This window comes from Psychroserpens mesophilus (assembly GCF_000826645.1).
Classification (GTDB): domain Bacteria; phylum Bacteroidota; class Bacteroidia; order Flavobacteriales; family Flavobacteriaceae; genus Psychroserpens; species Psychroserpens mesophilus.
Window position 1 is genome coordinate 141,645 of sequence record NZ_JXJP01000006.1, and the last position, 22,468, is coordinate 164,112.

19 protein-coding genes are annotated in these 22,468 nt (G+C 33.2%); 5 read left to right on the top strand and 14 right to left on the bottom strand.

Annotated elements, in window-relative coordinates; genetic code table 11:
- Nucleotides 1–12: 12 nt before the first annotated feature.
- On the bottom strand, nt 13–873 hold the full coding sequence (locus TD18_RS06775) for an alpha/beta hydrolase (RefSeq protein WP_241480653.1): 861 nt from the start codon (nt 871–873) through the stop codon (nt 13–15).
- 145 nt (nt 874–1,018) lie between these two features.
- On the opposite strand from TD18_RS06775, the gene TD18_RS06780 reads away from it, so the two are divergent.
- Nucleotides 1,019–1,639, top strand: coding sequence for an L-threonylcarbamoyladenylate synthase (locus tag TD18_RS06780; RefSeq protein WP_040250331.1), 621 nt, complete (start codon nt 1,019–1,021; stop codon nt 1,637–1,639).
- A gap of 161 nt (nt 1,640–1,800) precedes the next feature.
- On the opposite strand, the gene TD18_RS06785 is transcribed toward TD18_RS06780, so the two are convergent.
- From TD18_RS06785 to TD18_RS06795, 3 genes are all read right to left on the bottom strand, one after another.
- Nucleotides 1,801–2,661 (bottom strand): OmpA/MotB family protein, encoded by an 861-nt coding sequence (locus TD18_RS06785; RefSeq protein WP_040250333.1) that lies wholly within the window; start codon nt 2,659–2,661, stop codon nt 1,801–1,803.
- A 102-nt stretch (nt 2,662–2,763) separates the two neighbouring features.
- Complete coding sequence (locus TD18_RS06790) at nt 2,764–3,744, bottom strand: glycosyltransferase family 2 protein (RefSeq protein WP_040250335.1); 981 nt, start codon at nt 3,742–3,744, stop codon at nt 2,764–2,766.
- Between the two features lie 37 nt (nt 3,745–3,781).
- Nucleotides 3,782–4,228 (bottom strand): type I restriction enzyme HsdR N-terminal domain-containing protein, encoded by a 447-nt coding sequence (locus tag TD18_RS06795; RefSeq protein WP_040250341.1) that lies wholly within the window; start codon nt 4,226–4,228, stop codon nt 3,782–3,784.
- A gap of 96 nt (nt 4,229–4,324) precedes the next feature.
- On the opposite strand from TD18_RS06795, the gene holA reads away from it, so the two are divergent.
- A complete protein-coding gene (gene holA / locus TD18_RS06800) occupies nt 4,325–5,332 on the top strand; it encodes a DNA polymerase III subunit delta (protein ID WP_040250342.1) in 1,008 nt (335 codons plus the stop codon).
- Between the two features lie 123 nt (nt 5,333–5,455).
- Entirely contained in the window at nt 5,456–6,016 is a 561-nt protein-coding gene (locus tag TD18_RS06805; protein ID WP_040250343.1) for a type 1 glutamine amidotransferase domain-containing protein, read from the top strand.
- Between the two features lie 57 nt (nt 6,017–6,073).
- On the opposite strand, the gene TD18_RS06810 is transcribed toward TD18_RS06805, so the two are convergent.
- The 10 genes from TD18_RS06810 to uvrA form a co-directional block, all read right to left on the bottom strand.
- On the bottom strand, nt 6,074–6,553 hold the full coding sequence (locus TD18_RS06810; protein WP_040250344.1) for a hypothetical protein: 480 nt from the start codon (nt 6,551–6,553) through the stop codon (nt 6,074–6,076).
- 38 nt (nt 6,554–6,591) lie between these two features.
- Complete coding sequence (locus TD18_RS06815) at nt 6,592–8,196, bottom strand: class I SAM-dependent methyltransferase (RefSeq protein WP_040250348.1); 1,605 nt, start codon at nt 8,194–8,196, stop codon at nt 6,592–6,594.
- Nucleotides 8,197–8,363: 167 nt separating this feature from the next.
- Nucleotides 8,364–9,179: a polyphosphate kinase 2 gene (gene ppk2 / locus TD18_RS06820; protein WP_040250351.1), complete on the bottom strand. Its 816-nt coding sequence runs from the start codon at nt 9,177–9,179 to the stop codon at nt 8,364–8,366.
- 6 nt (nt 9,180–9,185) lie between these two features.
- Nucleotides 9,186–10,040 (bottom strand): polyphosphate kinase 2, encoded by an 855-nt coding sequence (gene ppk2, locus TD18_RS06825; protein WP_040250355.1) that lies wholly within the window; start codon nt 10,038–10,040, stop codon nt 9,186–9,188.
- A 143-nt stretch (nt 10,041–10,183) separates the two neighbouring features.
- Nucleotides 10,184–12,595: an alpha-ketoacid dehydrogenase subunit alpha/beta gene (locus TD18_RS06830; protein ID WP_040250358.1), complete on the bottom strand. Its 2,412-nt coding sequence runs from the start codon at nt 12,593–12,595 to the stop codon at nt 10,184–10,186.
- Nucleotides 12,596–12,747: 152 nt separating this feature from the next.
- Entirely contained in the window at nt 12,748–15,600 is a 2,853-nt protein-coding gene (locus tag TD18_RS06835) for a gluzincin family metallopeptidase (RefSeq protein ID WP_040250361.1), read from the bottom strand.
- Nucleotides 15,597–16,865 carry an endonuclease/exonuclease/phosphatase family protein gene (locus TD18_RS06840; protein ID WP_152611327.1) on the bottom strand — a complete coding sequence of 423 codons (1,269 nt, stop codon included), beginning with the start codon at nt 16,863–16,865 and terminating at the stop codon, nt 15,597–15,599. Before TD18_RS06840 ends, TD18_RS06835 begins: the two co-directional genes overlap by 4 nt.
- A 27-nt stretch (nt 16,866–16,892) precedes the next feature.
- A complete protein-coding gene (locus TD18_RS06845; RefSeq protein ID WP_040250365.1) occupies nt 16,893–17,582 on the bottom strand; it encodes an LOG family protein in 690 nt (229 codons plus the stop codon).
- Nucleotides 17,583–17,730: 148 nt separating this feature from the next.
- Complete coding sequence (locus tag TD18_RS17110; RefSeq protein ID WP_040250367.1) at nt 17,731–17,898, bottom strand: lmo0937 family membrane protein; 168 nt, start codon at nt 17,896–17,898, stop codon at nt 17,731–17,733.
- Nucleotides 17,899–18,018: 120 nt separating this feature from the next.
- Nucleotides 18,019–20,856: an excinuclease ABC subunit UvrA gene (gene uvrA / locus TD18_RS06855; protein ID WP_040250372.1), complete on the bottom strand. Its 2,838-nt coding sequence runs from the start codon at nt 20,854–20,856 to the stop codon at nt 18,019–18,021.
- Between the two features lie 190 nt (nt 20,857–21,046).
- Between uvrA and TD18_RS06860 the strand changes: the two genes are divergently transcribed.
- A complete protein-coding gene (locus tag TD18_RS06860; protein WP_040250375.1) occupies nt 21,047–21,853 on the top strand; it encodes a peptidylprolyl isomerase in 807 nt (268 codons plus the stop codon).
- 73 nt (nt 21,854–21,926) lie between these two features.
- Nucleotides 21,927–22,454: a hypothetical protein gene (locus tag TD18_RS06865; protein WP_040250378.1), complete on the top strand. Its 528-nt coding sequence runs from the start codon at nt 21,927–21,929 to the stop codon at nt 22,452–22,454.
- Nucleotides 22,455–22,468 lie beyond the last annotated feature (14 nt).

Below are 22,468 nucleotides of genomic sequence, written 5' to 3' on the forward strand. Positions count from 1 at the left end.
TGTTACAGCCTTTTATTCCAAATGTGTTTCTGTAAACAGTTTTAATTTTGTCCATGTGTCAATTAATTCTAAACCAACCCAACCATGTCCAGCATTTGGATATAAGGTGAATTCATTTATTACTCCAATATCAGATAGCTTTTCTTCCATATCAACACCTTGACTTGTTGGAATTAAAGGATCCTGTCCACCATAAAATAAAATGGTAGGTGGCGCAGAAGCAGTTACTTGATGATACGGACTTACAAGTTCTAGAAATTCGGTGGTTGGATTTATACCATAAATCTCCATGAGTTCAAGTAGCAAAGGGTCTTGACTTTCTAAATAAGCTGGATCAGTAAAATTCGTCGGACCCACAATACTACAAACCATTTGAGTGTCATTTTCAGTGTCATAAGCATAACTCCAAAGCATAGCTAAATGTGCGCCTGCACTTGTGCCAATAAAACCAATATCACTTGAAATTACATAATCCGATTGATTAGTTTTTAAGAATTCAACTACAGCTGAAATATCATCAATTTGCATGGGAAAAGGAGAATTATTTTCATCAGCTAATCTATAATTAATATTTACTATCGCTATGTTTGGTAAGTCCTGACGAATTAAGTCTTTCAGTAAATTCATGTCTGCCTTATCGCCAGAAGTCCATCCTCCACCATGAACCAAGATCATGACTTTTGTTTCTAAAGTTCTTCCAGCAGGAAGATAAATATCAAAAACCTGATCGTTATCACTGCCATAGGATACATTGAGTTCTTGTCTGAATTCTAAACCTGTTTGGTCCTGAGGATCGTTTGGTATTGATGAATCGTCATCTGAGCAGGAAACTAATCCAATCGAAATAAAAAGGAACAGAAACGTAAATTTCATAGTATTCATGTATTTGCATTATTTTTAAAAATTCACATGCAGTTTGCTATAAAATGCTATCGCGCTGATATTATTTTTTAATTAGCTCGTGTCATAATGAAATAATTAATTACTTTGTAGAGTAGAATAGCAATATACATAATTTATGGCTGAATTAATTCGGATTTATGAGGAAAATCCTAATCCTAAAGCGATTAGAAAAGTAGTAGAAGTACTTAAACGTGGCGGACTAATAATTTATCCAACAGACACAGTTTATGGTCTAGGCTGTGATATTACTAATATCAAAGCTCTTGAAAAAATCGCTAGAATTAAAGGTGTGAAATTAGAGAAATCTAACTTTTCATTTATCTGTCATGACTTAAGTAACCTAAGTGATTATGTTAAGCAAATTGATACGACTACATTTAAAATCTTAAAGCGAGCACTTCCTGGTGCTTACACCTTTATTCTTCCAGGTTCAAAAAGTTTACCACATCCTTTTAAAAAGCGTAAAACTGTGGGTATTCGTGTGCCAGATAATGGTATTGCTTTAGAAATTGTGAAACAACTTGGTCATCCAATTGTATCGACATCTATAAGAGATGAAGATGAAATTATTGAATACACAACAGATCCTGAATTGATTCTTGAAAAATGGGATAATCTTGTTGATCTCGTTATCGATGGTGGTTATGGCGACAATGAAGCTTCAACCGTTATTGATTTATCTGAAGACCAACCTATAGTGGTTAGAGAAGGTAAAGGGAGTTTGGAGATATTTTAGCTGTTAAGCTGTTAAGGTGTTAAGGTGTTAAGGTGTTAAGGTGTTAATGTGTTAAGGTGTTAAGGTGTTTGTTGTGGAGTTGTTAATACAAACATTCAGAATACCACATAAAAAAAGCCCAACCTTTCGATTGAGCTTTTAATTATTATTCTTTTACAATTTTAGTTACCAGCAGCAGATAAGTTTTTCATCTCTTCTTCAACCATTTGATAGAATTGGTCGATTTTTGGTAATACAATAATTCGCGTACGTCTGTTTTTTGCTTTATTCTCAGCAGTGTCGTTTTCTACTAAAGGCACATAGTAACTACGTCCAGCAGCAATTAACTGTTGCGGATTAACTTTTAAGTCTTCAAGAACACGAACCACAGATGTTGCACGTTTAACACTTAAATCCCAGTTGTCAACTAACACACCTTTAGAATATGGTACGTTATCAGTATGCGACTCAACCATAGCTTCAAAGTTTGGCTTACTATTGATTACAGCTGCAACTTTTCCTAAGATTTCTTTTGCTCTGTCTGTCACATTGTAACTTCCAGATTGAAATAACAGTTTATCAGCAATAGAAATAAACACGACACCTTTTTCTACATTAACTTCAATGTCAGGATCATTAATACCTACAGCTTTTTTCAAGCTGGTTACAATTGCTAAAGTAACACTGTCCTTTTTTGTTAAGGCATCTTGTAAACGTGTAATTTTAAGATCTCTCTCCTTTAAGCTTTCTAGTGATTTTTCAAGGTTTTCAGCACCTTTTTGAGTTAAAGTTGTTAAGTTTCCTTTCGTGTCAATCAAATCTTGATTTGACTTACGTAAGTCTGCAAGCTGATCTTTCATGGTTTCTACACGAGCTTGAGCAGCAGCTTTTTCAGACAAACAACTGTTTAGTTTAACAGTTGCAGAATTCAATAAATCTTGAGTTTCTTTTTGTTTATTTTCAAGTGCCATAAATTCTTTCTTAGACACACATGAAGTCATAATAAACATCCCAGCAACACTTAATAGCATTAATTTTTTCATAATAAAGTTTAATAATTAGTTGTTATTTAACATACCAAAATTAGATAAAACTATAGTTGATACTATCTTATTTAACTAAAATTTTAACACATTTACTAACAATTAGAAATGTCGCCTATTTTTGATGAAGTATGACCAAACAATTGATTGGGTTTCGAAGTAGTTTTTTTTCTTTGGAAGCTGTTTTCGTTGCTTCAAAAGACGATTTAGGTGATGATAAAAACTAAAATGTGCTTTTAAGATAGCGCTAAAGTGTAAGAATTTGAAACCCAACAGAAATTTTAGTCCAGCAATACCATCGAAAATCAGTCTGGTTACAATAATTCTGAAGAGGAAGCCCTCAGCATTTTTTGTGATGGTAAATAAGCTGTTTCTGAAATTAAGGTAGGTTTTTTTCGGGTTTAAAGCGTTTAGTGTTGCGCCTCCAACATGATACACAGTAGATGTGCCAACAAATTTTGAAAAATATCCAGCGTTAAAAGCACGCCAGCACAAATCAATTTCTTCAAAATGTGCAAAATAACTTTCATCAAATCCGTTTAAGGATTCAAATACAGATTTACGTATAAATAAACAAGCACCAGAAGCCCAGAAAATAGATGTGGTATCGTCGTATTGACCATGATCTTTTTCAATAGTATCAAAAATTCGTCCTCTACAATAAGGATAGCCATACTTGTCAATAAAGCCACCAGCTGCTCCTGCATATTCAAAATGCGTTTTCTTCTTAAAATCCAATATTTTTGGCTGAATGATTGCCGTATTAGGGTTTGATTTAAATTCTGAAATAATAGGAGAGAGCCAGTTTGGAGTCACTTCGATATCGCTATTGAGTAAGCAAAACACGTCAGCCTCAATATGTTTTAAAGCATCATTATAGCCTTTAGCGTAGCCACCATTAATTGTATTCTGAATGATTTGAACCTGCGGAAAATTTGTTTTTAAAAATTCAACGGAATCATCAGAGGAAGCATTATCTGCCACATAAATATCTGCTTCCTTAGAATATGCAATAACCGAAGGTATGAACTGCTCAAGCAATTCTTTTCCATTCCAGTTTAATATGACGACAGCTAGTTTCAATATAATGACTTATATATTTAAATGTATCAGTTTGATATTAGATTTCATAAGATGGAATATCTCTTAAAAACTCATAGCGTTCATTTTCAAAATCCATCCTGCAATAATAATGGTTTATTCCGTTGGTTACCATTAAATAGTTTGCGTTCAAAGTTAGGTTATATCTTGCAATCTGGTCAAAAGTCGTTTGATCTATTTTAACATGATGCGATTTACATTCCACTATAATATGGATGCTTCCGTCAGGATTAAAAACAACGATGTCATAGCGTTTTGACAAGCCATTAACTTTGAGTTCTTTTTCAACATTAATTAATGATTTCGGATAATTTTTATGTTGAATTAAATACTGAACACTATGTTGACGTACCCATTCTTCAGGTTGTAAAATGATGAATTTTTTACGAATCTCATCGAAAATAGAAACTTTATTTTCGTTACTTTTGAAACGGAATTCGAACTTCGGAAAATTTAATTCTTGCATACAAGCATACTGGAATTTTTCCAAAGTTAAGGCACTAAAACCAAATACCAAATCTGAAACTTCATTTTTAGATTTTAAAATTTAGAACGCTCACAATTGGAAGACGTAAAGCAAATTGTTGCAGACATAAAAAAAGGACAAATCAAACCCATTTATTTTTTAATGGGAGAAGAACCTTATTATATTGATGCTATTTCAGATTTTATAGAAAACAACATTCTTTCTGAAGAAGAAAAGGGTTTCAATCAAATGGTATTGTATGGTCGTGATGTTGCCATTGATGATATTGTGAGTAATGCTAAGCGTTATCCTATGATGGCAGAGCGTCAGGTAGTAATTGTAAAGGAAGCTCAAGACTTATCCCGAACGATTGAAAATTTAGCTAGTTATGCTTCCAATCCACAACCAACAACAGTTTTGGTGCTCAATTATAAATATAAAAAAATAGATAAACGCAAGGCACTTTATAAGGCGATTAAGAAACAAGGTAGTGTTGTTTTTGAAAGTAAGAAGCTCTACGAAAATCAAGTTGCCGACTGGATTCGACGTGTACTTTCAGGACAGAACTACACGATTTCGCCGAAAGCTTCTCAAATGCTTGTTGAGTTTTTAGGAACCGATTTAAGTAAAATTAATAATGAACTGGAAAAGTTAAAAATAATTCTACCCGAAGGCACTCAAATAACACCAGAGCATATTGAAGTGAATATTGGAATCAGCAAAGATTATAATAATTTTGAATTACGAAAAGCTATTGGTGAACGCAATAGTGTAAAAGCCTTCAAGATTGTCAATTATTTTGCCGATAATCCTAAAGACAATCCAATGGTAGTGACTATTTCATTACTGTTTAACTTTTTTTCTCAGCTATTGCATTTTCATGGTTTAAATGACAAAAATCCAAGAAATGTCGCTTCAGCCTTAAAAATCAATCCCTATTTTGTGAATGAATATATTTCTGCAGCGCGAAATTTTCCTATGCGAAAAGTAAGTGCTGTTATATCAACACTCCGTGAATTTGACGTTAAAGGTAAAGGTGTAAATTCTAATGCTGTCCCACAAGGTGACTTATTAAAAGAGCTTTTGGTGAAAATCTTATCTTAACTTTAAGACCTGTTAACATTTTTTGCTAAATCTTCGTTAAACCCTTATGTTTATTGGGTTTATTGGTTTTGATTCCTTATACTAGAGTAATCGAATATTAACAATTAAAACCAAAAAATAAAAATGGAAAATTTAGAAAGAAAGACCGTTGCAATCTTAGCAACTAATGGATTTGAAGAAAGTGAATTAAAAGAACCAATGAACGCTTTAAAAGAAGCTGGAGCAGATGTACACATCATATCTGAAAACTCTGGAAAAATTAAAGCTTGGGCTGATGGAAACTGGAGTAATGAATATCAAGTTGATAAAACCTTAGATGAAGTATCACAGAATGATTATAATGCTTTAGTACTTCCAGGAGGTGTAATCAATCCGGATGTGTTGAGAAGAAATGAAAAAGCAGTAAAGTTTACGAAATCCTTTTTTGAGAATCATAAGCCCGTAGCTGCAATCTGTCATGCGCCATGGTTATTAGCAGAAGCCGATGTTTTAAAAGGACGTAAAGTCACATCGTTTAATTCGATTAAAAAAGATATTATTAACGCAGGCGCTAATTGGGTCGATGAAGAAGTTGTTGTTGATGAAGGATTGGTAACAAGTAGAAATCCTAAAGATTTACCCGCATTTTGTTCCAAATTAGTAGAGGAAGTATATGAAGGTAAACACAAGATGCAGACTGCATAATGTGATCTTATAGAATTTAAAGACAGAATCAATCTTGATTCTGTTTTTTTTTTTTTTTTACAAATAACCCAATTCTTCAATTTCTAAACCAAAATCATATTGTAGATCTTCATGCAAGCCAGATACAAGTTTTTCGACTAAAGTTAATTGTCTATTGTAGATATTGATTAAGGTTGTATTGTTTCTTATTGAAGGTTTGAACGCTTTGAGTTGTTTACAAAAATAAAGGAGTAGTTCTGCTTCAGTTTCTTTTTTTAAGGAATAGCGAGCATATTTTTTAATATTACGTAAAATCTTGCGAACACTCTTTTTAATATAAAAATAGCTATTCGTATTTATCATTTCAAATTGTGCATCTATTTCAGCCTTTACGGTGTCAATATAACCAGACTCATCGTGTGCTTCAAACAATAAATAGGTGAGGAGTTCTTTGTTTTCTTTCTTAAATTTTGAAAGTCGCAAACACAGTTGCATGAGTTCGTCTGAAGTACGATGCTGCAATTCTTTTTTTATGGTAACTACTGAAACTGCTTTCAAATTTTATAGTTTTTTCTTGTGGTTTTTATTTCTTGATATTAATGTCCCTTTAAAAGGTTGACACTTACCGTTGCTAAATTATTATCTGGAAATCTGGAAAAATAATTCGGATCAGGATGCAAGCCAGCTTCTTTAGCAATTTTATTAAAAACATCAACTTCTAGTATATATTGATCACTATAACCATGCGTTGCGTCATATGCCGTTGCAGCCGTTTGTCCGATATGTTGCGCGACTAAATTAGGATTCACCGTATGTAATTCAATCATAAGTAAACCAAAGCGTTCCACATAAGGTTTCCATTTGCTTAAATGTTCAAACAATGAATCTTCAACCAAATTATTATTTAATCGTTTTCCAAAACTTGCATAAGCTCCAGTTGACTCACTTATTCTATTTGTTTCAGTTTTTGGAGCTTCCCAAATACGATTATGATCTAGAAAGGTACGAACATTAAGTAAATCTCTAAGTTCAATATTATAATCTTCTTTTAAATCTTTCGCTAAAACATCAGGTCTTCCAATATCTCCCCAAATCACTTTTGCCCAAATATCGGCTTTTATCAAATTGGCTCTGGTCACTTTTAAAGCAGCCTGATTAAAATCGGCTCCAACAAGAAGTAGAGGATGTTCATCGAGAATTTTACCACGTTCGGTCTGGTATTCTATAACATCAAAAATATGCTGAATAAAAGCACCATTTCCACAGCCCATATCTAAGATACCCTTTGGTTGCTCATCAATAGGTTTGTTAAATAGTTTAATAATGACTTGATCAATCACCTTAAAGTAGGTAGAATGTGCGCCACCGCTTCCCCAAACATTCATTTCACGATGGACATGCTTTTCGGTTTCATCAGGCGAGTCTGTTTTCAAGATATGTGCATTTCCGAAGATTAAATCATCTAAATGAATAAAGGTTGGCAAGTAAGAAACTGTTACACCATAAGCACTCGCACGTTTAGCAAAGAATAGACCTTCGTTGGTAAATTGATAGGTGTTTTTCTTCTTATTAAACCATCCTAAGTGTGCGAAGAAATCTAATATTTTCTTGAAACTCTCTGGGTTTTTGTGATATTCTTCTGCAGTAAAAGAGGCTTCCATAAAGTATTTATGGAATAAACCGTTCATTCCTAATCTCACAATTATCGGAGCAATGATGACGCCTTCAATGTGTTTTAAAATTTGATATTCTATTGAAGATTCATCCGAAATGGTCATACCATACTGAGATTCAAAAGAAACGAATACCTTTTCTAATATATGAAATGCATCTATACCTATCGGCTCACTTGATAATTTAACTGTATAATTTAACAAATTTACAGCCTCTTCGTAATGAGGTACTAATTGAAACGCATGAGCACTTTGGGCGTTAATTTCATAAGACACCTCATTGCTTTTGTTGTCTAAATGCTGAATTAACCAACCTTGGGATGCTAAAATTCGTAAGGCTACATTGAGATAGCCTTCATTGGCATCAAAGGTTGAAGTCAACGTTTTTAGGGCGACCTTTTTTTCTTTTAATAAATACGCTAACACACCTTTTTTATAGAGTGAGAAAGCAGAAGTTGCTGTTGCTATTCCATCAAGATGCCTAAAGATGGATCCTCTTAATTTTTGTTTGTCTTGTTTTGAAAGCATAGTTGGTCTGTTTCGTATAAATATAAAAAATCCAACACAAGTGTGATGGATTTTAAGCTTATAATGATAAAAAAATAAGTTAGAGAAAAATAAATAAGGTCTTTTTATCCACTGAAAGGGTAACAATCAAAAATAATGCTCCAAGCTTTTGAATAGCATGACAACAGTTAATCATTTAAAATTGAACGCAATGTTTTATGCTTTATCGTTTCAATATCTTTGATTTCGTAAGGGATTTCTTTTAAAATATATTCAAAAGCAGCAATTCGAGCACTTGTTTTTCTATTCGCTTTTATGATTTTCCATGGTGCGTGCTTCTGTGTATGTTCAAACATAGCTTCTTTAAATCGTGTATAGTCATCCCAAAGTGATAAGGCTTTTTTGTCGACATCACTATATTTCCATTTCTTAATTGTTGAACTAATAATGTCTTTAAAACGGCGTTCTTGTTCTTTTTTTGTAATTGAGAAATACAGTTTTAATAAATAGATACCAGAATCTTGTATCATTTTTTCGAATTCATTGACTTGTCCCATGAAAATATCATAATCTTTTTTTGTGCAAAAGCCATTAACAGGTTCTACAACAGCTCTGTTATACCAGCTTCGATCAAAAAACACAATTTCTCCATTATTTGGTAAGCGATTTATATAACGCTGAAAATACCATTGGCCTATTTCAGTTTCGTTTGGTTTTGGTAAAGCGACAACACGAATAGCTCTAGGAGGTAAGTGTTGAATGATTCGACGGATTGCTCCACCTTTTCCGGCGGCATCACGACCTTCAAAAAGAATTACAATTTTTTTATTGTTTTTAGCTACCCATTGTTGAAGTATGAGCATTTCTTCTTGAAGCTTCTCAAGACGTTTTTCATATTTTACACTTTGGACTGCTTTGCTAGTATCAATGCGATTTTGACGTAATAATGCTTCAATGCCTTTTTTTGAGTTTAATGTATTTAAATCTTTTTCTGTCATAATAATTAAAATCTATTGATCAAGTTGAATGGTATTTCTAAAATAGCGTTGAACGACATTAGGATCAGGTAAAAGAGCTTTGCAATTAGTTCCTTTATTATCGTAGTCAAACAAACTTAATACGTATTTAATACTTTCTAATCTAGCTTGTTTTTTATCGTTTGATTTGATTACGACCCAAGGCGAAAAGGAGTTGTGAGTTCGCGAGAACATTTGGTTTTTATGTACTGTAAAATCATCCCATAATTCTTGACCTTTTTCATCAACTGGACTAAATTTCCATTTTTTGAGTGAGTTTTTCAATCGTTTTTCAAAACGACGCTGCTGTTCTTCTTTAGAGACTGAAAACCAGAATTTAATAATAGTGGTTCCTGATTCATACAGCATATTTTCAAATTCAGGGACCTGAATCATAAATCGGTTATACTGTTGTTTTGTGCAAAAACCCATAACAGGCTCTACAACGGCTCGATTATACCAGCTTCTATCGAAAAAGACAATCTCACCAGCGTTAGGCAATTCTTTGATATACCTGTTAAAATACCATTGGTTTTTTTCAACTTCTGTGGGTTTATTTAAGGCTACAATTCGCATTGCTCTCGGATTAAGATGTTCTTTAAAACGCTTAATCGTTCCACCTTTACCAGAGGCATCTCGACCTTCAAATATGATTCCTATTTTTTTGTTTTCTTTTTGAACCCATCGCTGAAAATCTACAAGTTCAGCTTGAAGAGGAAGTAATTGCTGTTCATACTCGTATTTTTCTAAAGCAGACACGTAATCGGGATGATCGTTTTTGTGCTTTTTTAAATATGAAATTACATCTAAATTGGTTTTGAATGATTTGATAAGTTCTTCTGTGAGCATTTATTATTAATTTACATATAGCTTCTAAAATATGAAATATTCACAGCTTATTTTATGACTTATATCATTTATAAATTTTTAGAACAAAAAAACCTTCCATAGTAATGAAAGGTTTTAAGTATTTATCTATTAAATTTTTAACATTATCTCAATTTTGGATAATCACTAGGACTTACTTCATGCATCACGTTATATACTGCTTCAAAAATATCTTCAGCAGAAGGTTTTGAGAAATAATCACCATCAGTTCCATAGGCTGGACGATGTGGTTGCGCAGCTAAAGTTTTAGGTTGTGAATCTAAATATTGAAATGCATTTTGAGTGTTTATAATTTCATTTAAAATATAAGCCGAAGCTCCTCCAGGGACATCTTCATCAATCACCATTAACCTGTTGGTTTTTGAAATACTTTTTACAATATCATGATGAATATCAAAAGGTAATAAGGATTGAATGTCTATGACTTCCGCATCAATTCCGACTTCAAGAAGTTCTTTAGCTGTTTGTTCAACAATTCGAAGTGTCGAACCATAGGATACAAGTGTTATGTCGGTACCTTCTTTTACAGTTTCAACAACTCCAATAGGTGTTTTGAATTCGCCTATATTGTTTGGTAGCTTTTCTTTTAAACGATAACCATTTAAACATTCAATAATTAAAGCAGGTTCATCACTTTCTAGAAGTGTGTTATAAAAACCTGCAGCTTTTGTCATATTTCTTGGGACTAAAACGTGAATGCCTCTTATGAGATTGATAATACCTCCTAGTTGTGAACCAGAATGCCAGATGCCTTCAAGTCTGTGACCACGTGTTCTTACAATTAAAGGCGCTTTCTGCTTACCTCTGGTTCTGTATTGCAATGTTGCCAAATCATCACTCATGATTTGCAAAGCGTATAAAATATAATCTAAATATTGAATTTCAGCAATAGGTCTTAAACCACGCATTGCCATCCCAATTCCTTGTCCGAGAATGGTAGCCTCTCTAATACCTGCATCAGCAACTCTAAGTTCTCCATATTTTTCCTGAAGACCTTCTAAGCCCTGATTAACATCACCAATATTACCAGCATCTTCTCCAAAAACTAAAGCTTGCGGGTAGTTATTAAAAATGGCGTCAAAGTTTTCTCTTAAAACGAGTCTGCCATCAACGTGTTCGGCATTGTTATCATAAGTAGGAACTACTTCTTTGATATTTGTTGCTGCATATTTTGAATTGCTGTATAAATGCGAACTGTATTTAGGTTGAACCGATTCCATATAAGAGTTGATCCATGTTTGAGCATTATTTTTTTCAATAGATTTTTCAGAAACTACATATCGTAATGCTTTTCGGACAGCAGAAGCAATATCTCTTCTTACAGGTTCATCTATGCGTTTAAGGTCATTGATAATTTTATTGATAAATACTTTGTTAGAACTTGACTCTGAAAGTGAGATTAATAACGCTAAAGCTTCGTTTTGTTCCTTTTTAATAGGCTCTAAATAGGAATTCCAAGCTGCCTTTTTTCCATCACGAACATTCTTTTTAATGGTTTTAGACAAAGCATCAAGCTCATCTTGATTAGCGATATTATTGCTAATCATCCATTTCTCCATTTGAGCAACACAATCATATTCTTGTTCCCATTCCAGACGCTCTTTACTTTTATAGCGTTCATGAGATCCAGAGGTAGAATGCCCTTGAGGTTGTGTTAATTCTAAGACATGTATCATTACCGGAACATGCTCTTCTCGTGCCATGTACTCGGCTTTCTGATACGTTTCAATTAATGCAGGATAGTCCCAGCCGTTAACTCTTAATATTTCGTAACCCTTATTGTTTTCATCTCTTTGGAAACCTTTTAAGATTTCTGAAATGTTTTCTTTTGTTGTTTGATGCTTAGCATGCACAGAAATGCCATATTCATCATCCCAAATATTGATAACCATAGGAACCTGTAAAACTCCAGCAGCATTGATGGTTTCAAAAAACAGGCCTTCACTTGTACTGGCATTACCAATTGTTCCCCAAGCAATTTCGTTTCCATTTTTAGAGAAGTTAGCAGCATCGATGCCTTTAACTTGTCTGTAAATTTTAGAAGCTTGCGCTAATCCTAAAAGCCTTGGCATTTGACCCGCTGTAGGAGAGATATCTGCACTCGAATTTTTTTGTTCTGTTAAGTTTTTCCATTCTCCATTCTCGTCAAGACTATGAGTTCCAAAATGACCTCCCATTTGTCTTCCAGCAGACATTGGCTCTTCAGTAATATCGGTATTGGCATATAAACCAGCAAAAAATTGTTCTATAGTGAGTTCACCGATGGCCATCATGAAGGTTTGATCTCTGTAATAACCAGATCTAAAATCTCCATTCTTAAAAACTTTTGCCCAAGCGAGTTGTGGGATTTCTTTTCCATCACCAAAAATTCCAAATTTAGCCTTTCCGGTTAAGACTTCACGTCGTCCTAGTAAACTACATTCTCTGCTAGTAAGAGCAATTTTATAGTCGTTTAAAACTTCAGATTTAAAGTCCTCAAAAGTTAAATCAGTTTTTATATTAGAATCGGTTTGCATAGCCTTGAATTATATGTTACAAATTTAACTAAAGTTTCTATGTTTTACAACGTTGTGTTTTGTTATAAATTTAAGAAATTATCATAAAAACATAATATTTTTTACGAAATTCTTATTTTGGGTTAATAAATATGGATTTGGTTAAGAATTTTCTAAAACCATTTACGTCTAAACAATCCTAAAAGTCTGCCAGGATCTAAGGTAAATAAAATACGAATACGTTCTTCATAATTTCGCTGACCAACTTCCCATCCTAAATTGGAGTAAATTGGAAAGTAAATTTCAAAATAATCTGTTATTAAATTCAAGCGAATACCAGAGTCGTATACAACATTTGGATTTTCACTACGGTTTTTTACTAAACCTAAATCTCCATAAGCTTCAATATATTTCCATAACGTGGTACTTGCATTTACAGTGGTCATCCAACGGTTGGCAAATGGTGTTTCTAACATAGATTTAAATCCGCCTTCGGCAATGATAATTTGCTGACTAAAAATACCTGATGATTCTGAACGACCTAAGTAGTTGTAATCAAAAAGGTAGTCTGTTGGTCGGTCTAAAGCAAAACTAAAGTAGTCTGATTCAGAATCTGTTCTATTATATAAAAATGTTCCAGCGAAAAAGCGAATATTGAATTGTCTATTTCGTTCTGATAATTTTCGATACTCATAATTGACTGAAAATTTACCAAAGCGTTCTGCAAACTGAAGATCGTAAAACCAGCGTTTAAAATTAATAATTCCAGGTTTTCCTGTGACGTATCTTAGATTAAACACACTGTAATCTGGGACTTCAATAATATCATTGTCAACTTCAAAAATTGTATCATCACCAACATCTCTTCTAATGGACAGAAATCTAAAATTTAACTCTTTAAAGATATCAGAACGAAGGTCGTCGTTATCTCTGAAACTAAATAACAGACTTGGAGAAATTCTGGTCACAAAAGCATCTTCAGCAAATGAAGCATAACTAGCTTTCATACCATAAGATATACCATATAAATCTCTGTCTTCAATATTGTGAGTATAATTAATGGCAGCACCTCCAGTTAGAGATTTTGAGTTGGTTCCATACTGTGGTGAAATTCTATAACTAAGACGTTTTCTTAGAAGAGTTTTGTTGTAAAATTTACCACCAAGTGTTAATCCATCATAAATATTATTAAACTCAATTAAAGGCATCATGAACACCTGATTGTAATAAGGATCTTCTATATCTTGTATAAGTCTAAATTGAAGTGGTTTATTATTTAAAAAATTACTGTTAAGGGATTTGTAATTATCTCTTAAGTTAAATTCAGGAATGGTATTATCATAATTTAAAGCAAATTTTGCGTTTTCATTTTTTGGAATGGTGAGTGTTTTGCTTTTATTAATATTTTCAATCCATGTTTTAGATAAAATAGAATCTTTATCAAGAGTGAACAATGATACAGGGACAGAATTATCTCTCTTGTTTATGATTGTTAATGTAATTGAATCCTCTGTCGCTTCAACATTTTTTATTTTGAAATCAATCTTTTTTCGTGAATTAACATAATCAGTAAAAAACCAACTCACATCTTTACCTGTGTTTTTCTTCAGAAGATTTTCAAAAGCTGTTGACGATGTGATTTTAAGTTTCTCATGAGTTAGATATTGCTTAATAGTAGATTCGACGGTATTGTTGTTTACAAAATCGTCTAAATATCTTAAACCAACACCAGCTTTATATTTGCTGGCAATATTTGAATTGAATTTTAAAAGGGAATCTTTAGACGTTGTTAAGGCCTGATCTCTGTTAGTTCTTGCCATTTGCATATAAAACAATACAAATTGATCGTTGTAAGTTAAATCGGCAGCATGAAAAGATCTAATTCCCCAAACATTTGCAAGCGTTCCAATCATTTTCGTTTCTGGATAAAAGTCTTCAATATACTTCATCAGATAATAAATCTGAATACCTTCCTTAAGCCAGTAATCTTTTCTCGAATTTACTAATAGTGTATTGTCCAGATAATTCTTTAGAGCAGTTTTAAGCAGTTTTAATTCATATTGAAAGCTATCTGGAAACGGTCTGATAAAATCAGGTAACTGATTCAAGCCATATAATGGGTCTTTTTTGTAATCGCTTTTTGTAATTAGAAGTCGCTCGTGTGGATAATCCCCTAGATTTTGCGTAATATAACGAGTTATTTTATCTGTAATCAGTGCTTTTTCTTCAGCAGTAATACTTTTACTATTGATATCTGAAACAATACTGAAATCATCTGTTTGTACAAATTTAAATTCGGAAAACCTTACCAGTACAAAGGTTGTATTAACCCTGTCTTTACCATATAGCTTAATAATTTGTTCATTTTTAGTTTGCTGAATGTCAACGGTATTCAATTCAGAAATAAACGTATAGCCAAGCGGAAATGTAATTTCAAAATTCAAGTTCGCTTTTGGTGTGTACAGATCATCTAAATTTTTGTTACTGTATATTTGCCAGTTTCCATCATAAACGGCAGGAGTTAGGTACCAATATTTTAAATTAAATTCTTTGTTTTCAGTAATACCATAGCCTGTAAACGTATGATCAGGTAAGACTAAATTATAGGTTAGATTAAGTTCATAGTTTTGATTGGGTAATAGAGGAGCATCTAATTGAATTTTTACAATATCTGGTTGCCCGATGGGATTGTTAAAATTGAGGACATCACCCGTTTTATTTTTTAAATCAGTGATTGTTGTATAACCACGTTGATTACTTTTAGCCAAATGGAATTTTAAGCTAAATTCTTCTTCAAATCGTTTCGCTAAAGGTGTTTTTTTTGTAGAGTAAGCGTTGTTCCAATCGTTAAGGTAAATCACTTTTAAAGTATCGCTACTTGAATTATGATAAACGATGCGTTGTTTTATATAAATGGTTTTATTTTCAATGTCAAAATCGGCTTTTAGGTCCATAGTATTTTGACCAAAACCAACGGCATATAAGCACAAACTAATTGCAATACAAAGGGATCGTTTTAATTTCAATGTGCTATAATGAATTTTAAAGGTTTAATCTGTACCTCTGGAGAGGTTATATAATATATACCATTTGCCATAGAAGAGATGTTCTCTTCAATATATAACGAATTTTGAACAGAAATAGTTTTGATAATTTGTCCTAAACTATTGTTAATTATTACTGTGTTCAATTGAGCTGAAGGATTTAACTTGAGCATAAGAACATCGCTAACTATATTTGATCCAGCAAATTGTAAAGCTTTAATTACCGAAAATGTTTCTAGAGATAAGGTTTGGTTGGTTTGTAACTCTAAAGTGACTGGAAGATGATCACTAAAATCATGTAAAGCATCTCTTATGAATGCTGAATAATCTGTTCCTGCACAATCGGAAGAATTAATAGCTTGGTTGTAGCATTGAATATTTCCATTGTTTCCATAGACTTTATATGTGTCTTCAACAAACTTAATTTCCTGATTCGTTTGCATATTTTCAGAAGTCAGGATAAAGTCAAACCGATCATCAAATCCACCAGTAGAACCACCAAAACCAGTTTGAGTTCTTGTCGATTGCGTCATCACATCAATATAATTGGTGTTGTTATGCCAGCTTCCAACCTGGTTTGCTGGATCAATAAAATCTATAGTATTGGTGTCGTCTAAATCTAAGAGTTCTTCAAAAGCCGGTTCAGAATTTGTATATACATTTAAATCGCCAGCTAAAACCACATTACTATCTGAAGGTAATGTTTCCAAATAAGCGATTAAATCTTCAATCATTTGAAAACGTAATGCTTGATTTTCAATACCACTAGAGGCTTTTAAATGGCACACTATGATATCAATGTAAACAGGATTCGTATTAGATTCTACCGAATTGATTTTCATTCGGTAATGATTAAAATCTCTAAAAATACTAGTGATAATCGTTTGGCTTTCTAGAACAAATTTAGAACTGTCGTAATAGATTAAATTTTGAAGATCATTCTGATCACTAATGTTATCATCAGACGTATTAAATTCAAAAATAGCGCTTTGGTAATCGGGATTTATAAACTGAAGACTACTCAAGATATTGTTTGCTCCAGTTTCATTATTAAGTTCACATACCATAAATAGGTCTGGTCTGTAATCGTTTAAAATTAATTCTAAATATTGCAAACGATTAGGTACAGCGTCCTCTAAAGGAAAGTTTAATAAATTGTAAAACATCAATTTAAAATTCTCCTGAGCATGCAATCCATGAAATGCAAAGATGCAAAGCATCCACACCAAACATATTTTCTTTTTCATAGCCTTCGTAAAGAGCAAATGTTGGTTTTAGAAATTTGGACTCAATCCATATTCTTTATAGAAACTGTCTAAAATATCGATTACCTGATCTGCTGTATCTACAACATGTATCAGGTCTAAGTCTTTCGGACTAATATTATTATTTGCGTTTAACAACGTAGTTTTAACCCAATCCATCAAACCTCCCCAAAAATCGGTTCCTACTAAGATGATTGGAAATTTTTCGATTTTGTTGGTTTGTATTAAGGTCATCGCTTCAAAAAGCTCATCCAAAGTACCAAAACCTCCTGGCATCACAACAAATCCTTGCGAATATTTAACAAACATTACTTTTCTAACAAAGAAATAATCGAAGTCTAAGCTTTTGTCTGAATCGATGTACGGATTGTCATGCTGTTCAAAAGGCAAGTCGATGTTTAATCCAACAGAAGTGCCTCCAGCAATGTGAGCACCTTTATTTCCTGCTTCCATGATTCCTGGTCCACCACCAGTAATAACACCATAACCGTGTTCAACGATTCTCGTGGCAATTTCCTCAGTTAGTTTATAATATTTATGATCTGGTTTTGTTCTTGCTGATCCAAAAATAGAAACGCATGGTCCAATTTTACTTAGTTTTTCGTAACCACTTACGAATTCACCCATAATTTTAAAAATGGCCCAAGAGTCGTTGGTTTTAATTTCATTCCAACCTTTAGCATTTAGTTCTTTTCTCATGTATAATATAATAGTTAAGCACTTGTCAAAGTCACAAAAATAAGAGAAATAGAGATAAAAATGATAATTTATACATTAATAGTTAGCTGACTTATAAACAAAAAAGGCAACCCAAATTGGATTGCCTTAATATATCATGTATTATAATCTATAATGGTTTACGACCCGTTATAATGTTATACAAAATCACAATAATCGCAATTACCAATAAAACATGGATTAAACTACTTGTTCCAATTCCAGGTATAATACCTAATAAACCTAGTAACCAACCGATTATACAAATTACTGCTACTAGCCAAAGAATACTTTTCATAATATTAGTTTTAATGTTATTAATTCTAAGATAGCTAAATTTGTTTATGAATAGTCCTGATACTAGTGATTGGACAAACAAATTATTGTATACAGCACATATTCCTTTTTTTAGCCCAATTTAGGAGTGTAATAATTCTTTCTTCAAGAATTTGGCTGTATAACTCTTTTTGTCTTTAATGATTTCTTCGGGAGTGCCTTTGGCAACAACTTTTCCTCCACCTTGTCCACCTTCATAACCTATATCAATAATATGGTCTGCCATTTTAATCACATCTAAATTATGTTCAATAATCAAAACGGTATTTCCTTTATCTACAAGTTTGTTAAGAACCAACATTAACACTCTGATATCCTCAAAATGCAAACCAGTTGTAGGCTCATCAAGAATGTAAAAGGTGTTTCCTGTATCTCTTTTACTCAGTTCAGTTGCCAATTTAATACGTTGTGCTTCACCACCAGAAAGTGTTGTACTTTGTTGACCGAGTGTGATGTAACCTAAGCCAACATCAACGATAGTTTTTAGTTTTTTGTGAATTTTAGGAATGTGCTCAAAAAAATCTACTGCTTCATTCATGGTCATATCCAAAACATCACTTATTGACTTGCCCTTATAGCGAATTTCTAAGGTTTCTCTGTTAAAACGCTTGCCCTGACACGTTTCACATTCTACATAAACGTCTGGAAGGAAATTCATTTCAATAACACGTAAACCGCCACCTTGACAAGTTTCACATCGACCACCTTTTACATTAAAGCTAAAACGACCAGGTTTATATCCTCGAATCATTGCCTCAGGAATCTTGGCAAATAAACTACGAATTTCGCTAAAGGTTCCTGTGTATGTGGCAGGATTGCTTCTTGGTGTTCGGCCAATAGGCGACTGGTTAATGTCAATGACTTTATCAATATGCTCTAAACCTTCAATGCTCTTATATGGCATCGGTTTTTTAACACCATTAAAATAGTGCGCGTTCATTATAGGATAAAGCGTTTCATTAATTAGTGTCGATTTTCCGCTTCCAGAAACACCAGTAACACCGATCATTTTTCCTAACGGAATACTTATCGATATATTTTTTAAATTATTGCCTGTACAACCTTTAAGCTCAATGGTTTTTCCATTGCCTTTGCGACGCTTCTCAGGAACAGGAATTTCTTTTTTTCCATTGAGATAATCTGCCGTTAGCGTATCGTGCGTTAATAACTCAGAAGGCGTACCAATACTAATAATTTCACCACCATATTTTCCGGCTTTCGGACCAATATCAATTACATAATCGGCACGTTCAATCATGTCTTTATCATGTTCAACTACTATTACCGAATTTCCAATATCTCGAAGCGCTACTAATGAATTGATTAATTTTTCATTGTCACGTTGATGCAAACCAATACTAGGTTCATCTAAAATATAAAGGACGCCAACCAATTGAGAACCAATTTGAGTCGCTAATCTGATACGTTGTGCTTCTCCACCTGATAGCGATTTTGAACTTCGATTTAGGGATAAATAATCTAAACCAACATCTAATAAAAACTTTGATCTGGCTTTGATTTCTTTTATAATTTCTTCAGCAATCTTAAATTGTGTATCGCTAAGGTGTTGTTTCAAATCTTCAAACCAAGCAGCAAAATCTACAATGTCTTTATGAGCTAATTCGGCAATGTTGAGTCCGTTGACTTTAAAATACAGGGATTCTTTTCTTAGTCGAGAGCCTTCGCAGGTCGGACAAGTAACTTTATCCATATAGTCTTTGGCCCAACGTTTAAGCGATGTAGTTTCAGCATTTTTGTACTGACTGTCAATGAAATTTGCAACACCTTCAAATTCTATTTTATACTCACGAGTAACACCTAAGGTTTTACTTTCTACTGAAAACTTATCGTTTCCACCATACATGATCATTTGTTTAGCTTCAGCAGGAATATCTTTAAAAGCATCAGTCAAACTAAAATTGAAACGTTGTGCAATAGTTTCAAATTGTTTGAAAATCCAGCTGTTTTTTTGTGGACCATGAGGCGCCAATGCACCAGCTTTTATAGATAAACTATCATCTGGAACAATTTTATTTTCGTTAACCTGATACAAAGTTCCAATACCATTACAAGTCTGGCAAGCACCCTTTGGTGAGTTGAATGAAAAGTTATTCGGTTCAGGATTTGGATAGGAAATTCCAGAAGATGGACACATCAAGTTTCGGCTAAAATAACGAACTTCTTCAGTGTCGTGATCTAAAACCATTAACACATCCTCACCATGATACATGGCTGTGTTTATGGTTTCCGAAAGACGTTTGTCGTTATCTGCAGTATCATCAATTTTGAGTCGGTCAATGACAATTTCAATATCATGTGTTTTATAACGATCCAGTTTCATGCCTTTAACCAGATCACGAACTTCGCCATCTGTTCTTACTTTTACAAAACCTTGTTTAGCGATTTGCTCAAAAAGTTCACGATAATGACCTTTTCTGGAACGAATAATAGGCGAGAGAATGTTAATACGTTTACCATTATAACTCTCTTTGATAAGATCTTTAATTTGTTCATCACTATAACTTACCATTTTCTCACCAGTATTAAAACTGTACGCATCACTGGCACGAGCATAAAGAAGTCTTAAGAAATCATAAATTTCAGTAATGGTTCCAACAGTAGATCGAGGCGATTTGCTCGTTGTTTTTTGTTCAATAGCAATTACAGGAGACAAACCATCAATTTTGTCAACATCAGGACGTTCTAAGCCACCTAAAAATTGTCGTGCATAGGCAGAAAATGTTTCAATGTAACGACGCTGACCTTCAGCATAAATGGTGTCGAATGCCAATGATGATTTACCACTTCCTGATAAACCAGTAATGACCACCAATTGTTCACGCGGAATGGAGACATCAATATTTTTTAAGTTGTGCACTCTGGCACCTTTTACCTCGATAGTTTCGTGGAATTTGCTCATAAATAGACCTGAAAATGTAAGTTTTGCTCACAAAGTTGCAAAGGTACTTAATTTAGCACTAAAACCGAAGTGTGGTTTATTTAGAGTTTTGTTAAATTATGTTTGATTTAATTATTTAGGTCTATTGAAATTAATAATTTAATTTAGGCTTGAATTTGATATCATTTCGTCTATATAAACTCTCTGTTTTATGAAAGTCAACTTACCAATTGTACTAATATTACTCATAGGCTTATTATTCTTTAGTTATAATTTAAAGTCTGAAGAGCGTACAAAGGTTGAAATGACCACCAATTATGGTACGATGGTTTTTGAACTCTACAATGAAACACCTTTACATCGTGATAATTTTATAAAATTAATCAATGACAAAGCCTATGATAGTTTATTGTTTCATCGTGTGATAGAGCATTTTATGATACAAGGGGGAGATCCTGACAGTCGAAATGCTCAATCTGGTAAAGTTCTAGGAGAAGGCGATTTAGAGTATTCGATTGCAGCTGAATTTAGAGCTGATTTATTCCATAGAAAAGGCGCTTTGTCTACGGCCAGAGAAGAAACACTGGATAGAGTTTCAAGTGCGATGCAGTTTTTTGTCGTTCAGGGAAAAGTCTTTAATGATAGTCTTCTTGATGTCGCAGAATCGCGAATAAATAACATGATGGCAAGACATTATGTTTTAAATTTACCTGAAAATGCTCTACTGTGGAAGGCTTTAAAAAAGGCTGAAGAGGATGAAAAACGATACAATATTTTAAATGATAGTATCAATGTATTAACTGAAAAATTTACCGACTTTGAAGCGTATAAAATTCCGTTAGCACATCGTGAAGTATATAAAACAATAGGAGGAACGCCTCACTTGGATCAAAACTATACGGTTTTCGGACAAGTTATAGAAGGCTTGGATGTTATCGATTCCATCGCCAAAGTAAAAACTGATAAATGGAACCGGCCAATTGTAGATGTTAGACTATTATCGGTTAGACTAAAATAGAATTAAGAGAACAGCTTAGATTGTAATTCCATATTAATTTTTATTTTAGAAGCGAAATTATAAAAATGCACACATGAAATTATTAGGAATAGGATCAAGAATTAATCATCCAGAATTCGGTAAAGGAGTCGTTACTAATGTGACTTCAAAACATTACTGGGTGACGTTTATTGAAAATGGATTAGAAACCATTGAACTTGATAGTGACTTTGAAGTGATTGAAGCTGCCGAAGACGAAGTAGATACGGTAAGTTTTTTTGAGGTGGAAAGTAGTCTCGTTCAAATTTTAAAAAAATGGAGCGACGTTACAGAAGTGGTTTCCATTGCTGATAAATGGAAAGGTGGAAAACTTATTCTTGAACCAGCAGATACAAGTTTACAAAGCAAAGAAATACCAATTGATAGTTTTTTCCATAAGATAACGATGGTAAGAGATCGACTTCGCGTTATGGAGCAAAAAATCAATTCAAGTAAAAATCTTGATGAACAGGAAAAGATAGATCTTCAGCAGTACATTACACGTAGCTATGGTAGTTTAACTACATTTAATGTGCTATTTAAACTGAAAACTCAGCAGTTTGTGGGACAGAAGAGTTCTTAAATACTGAGATTCAT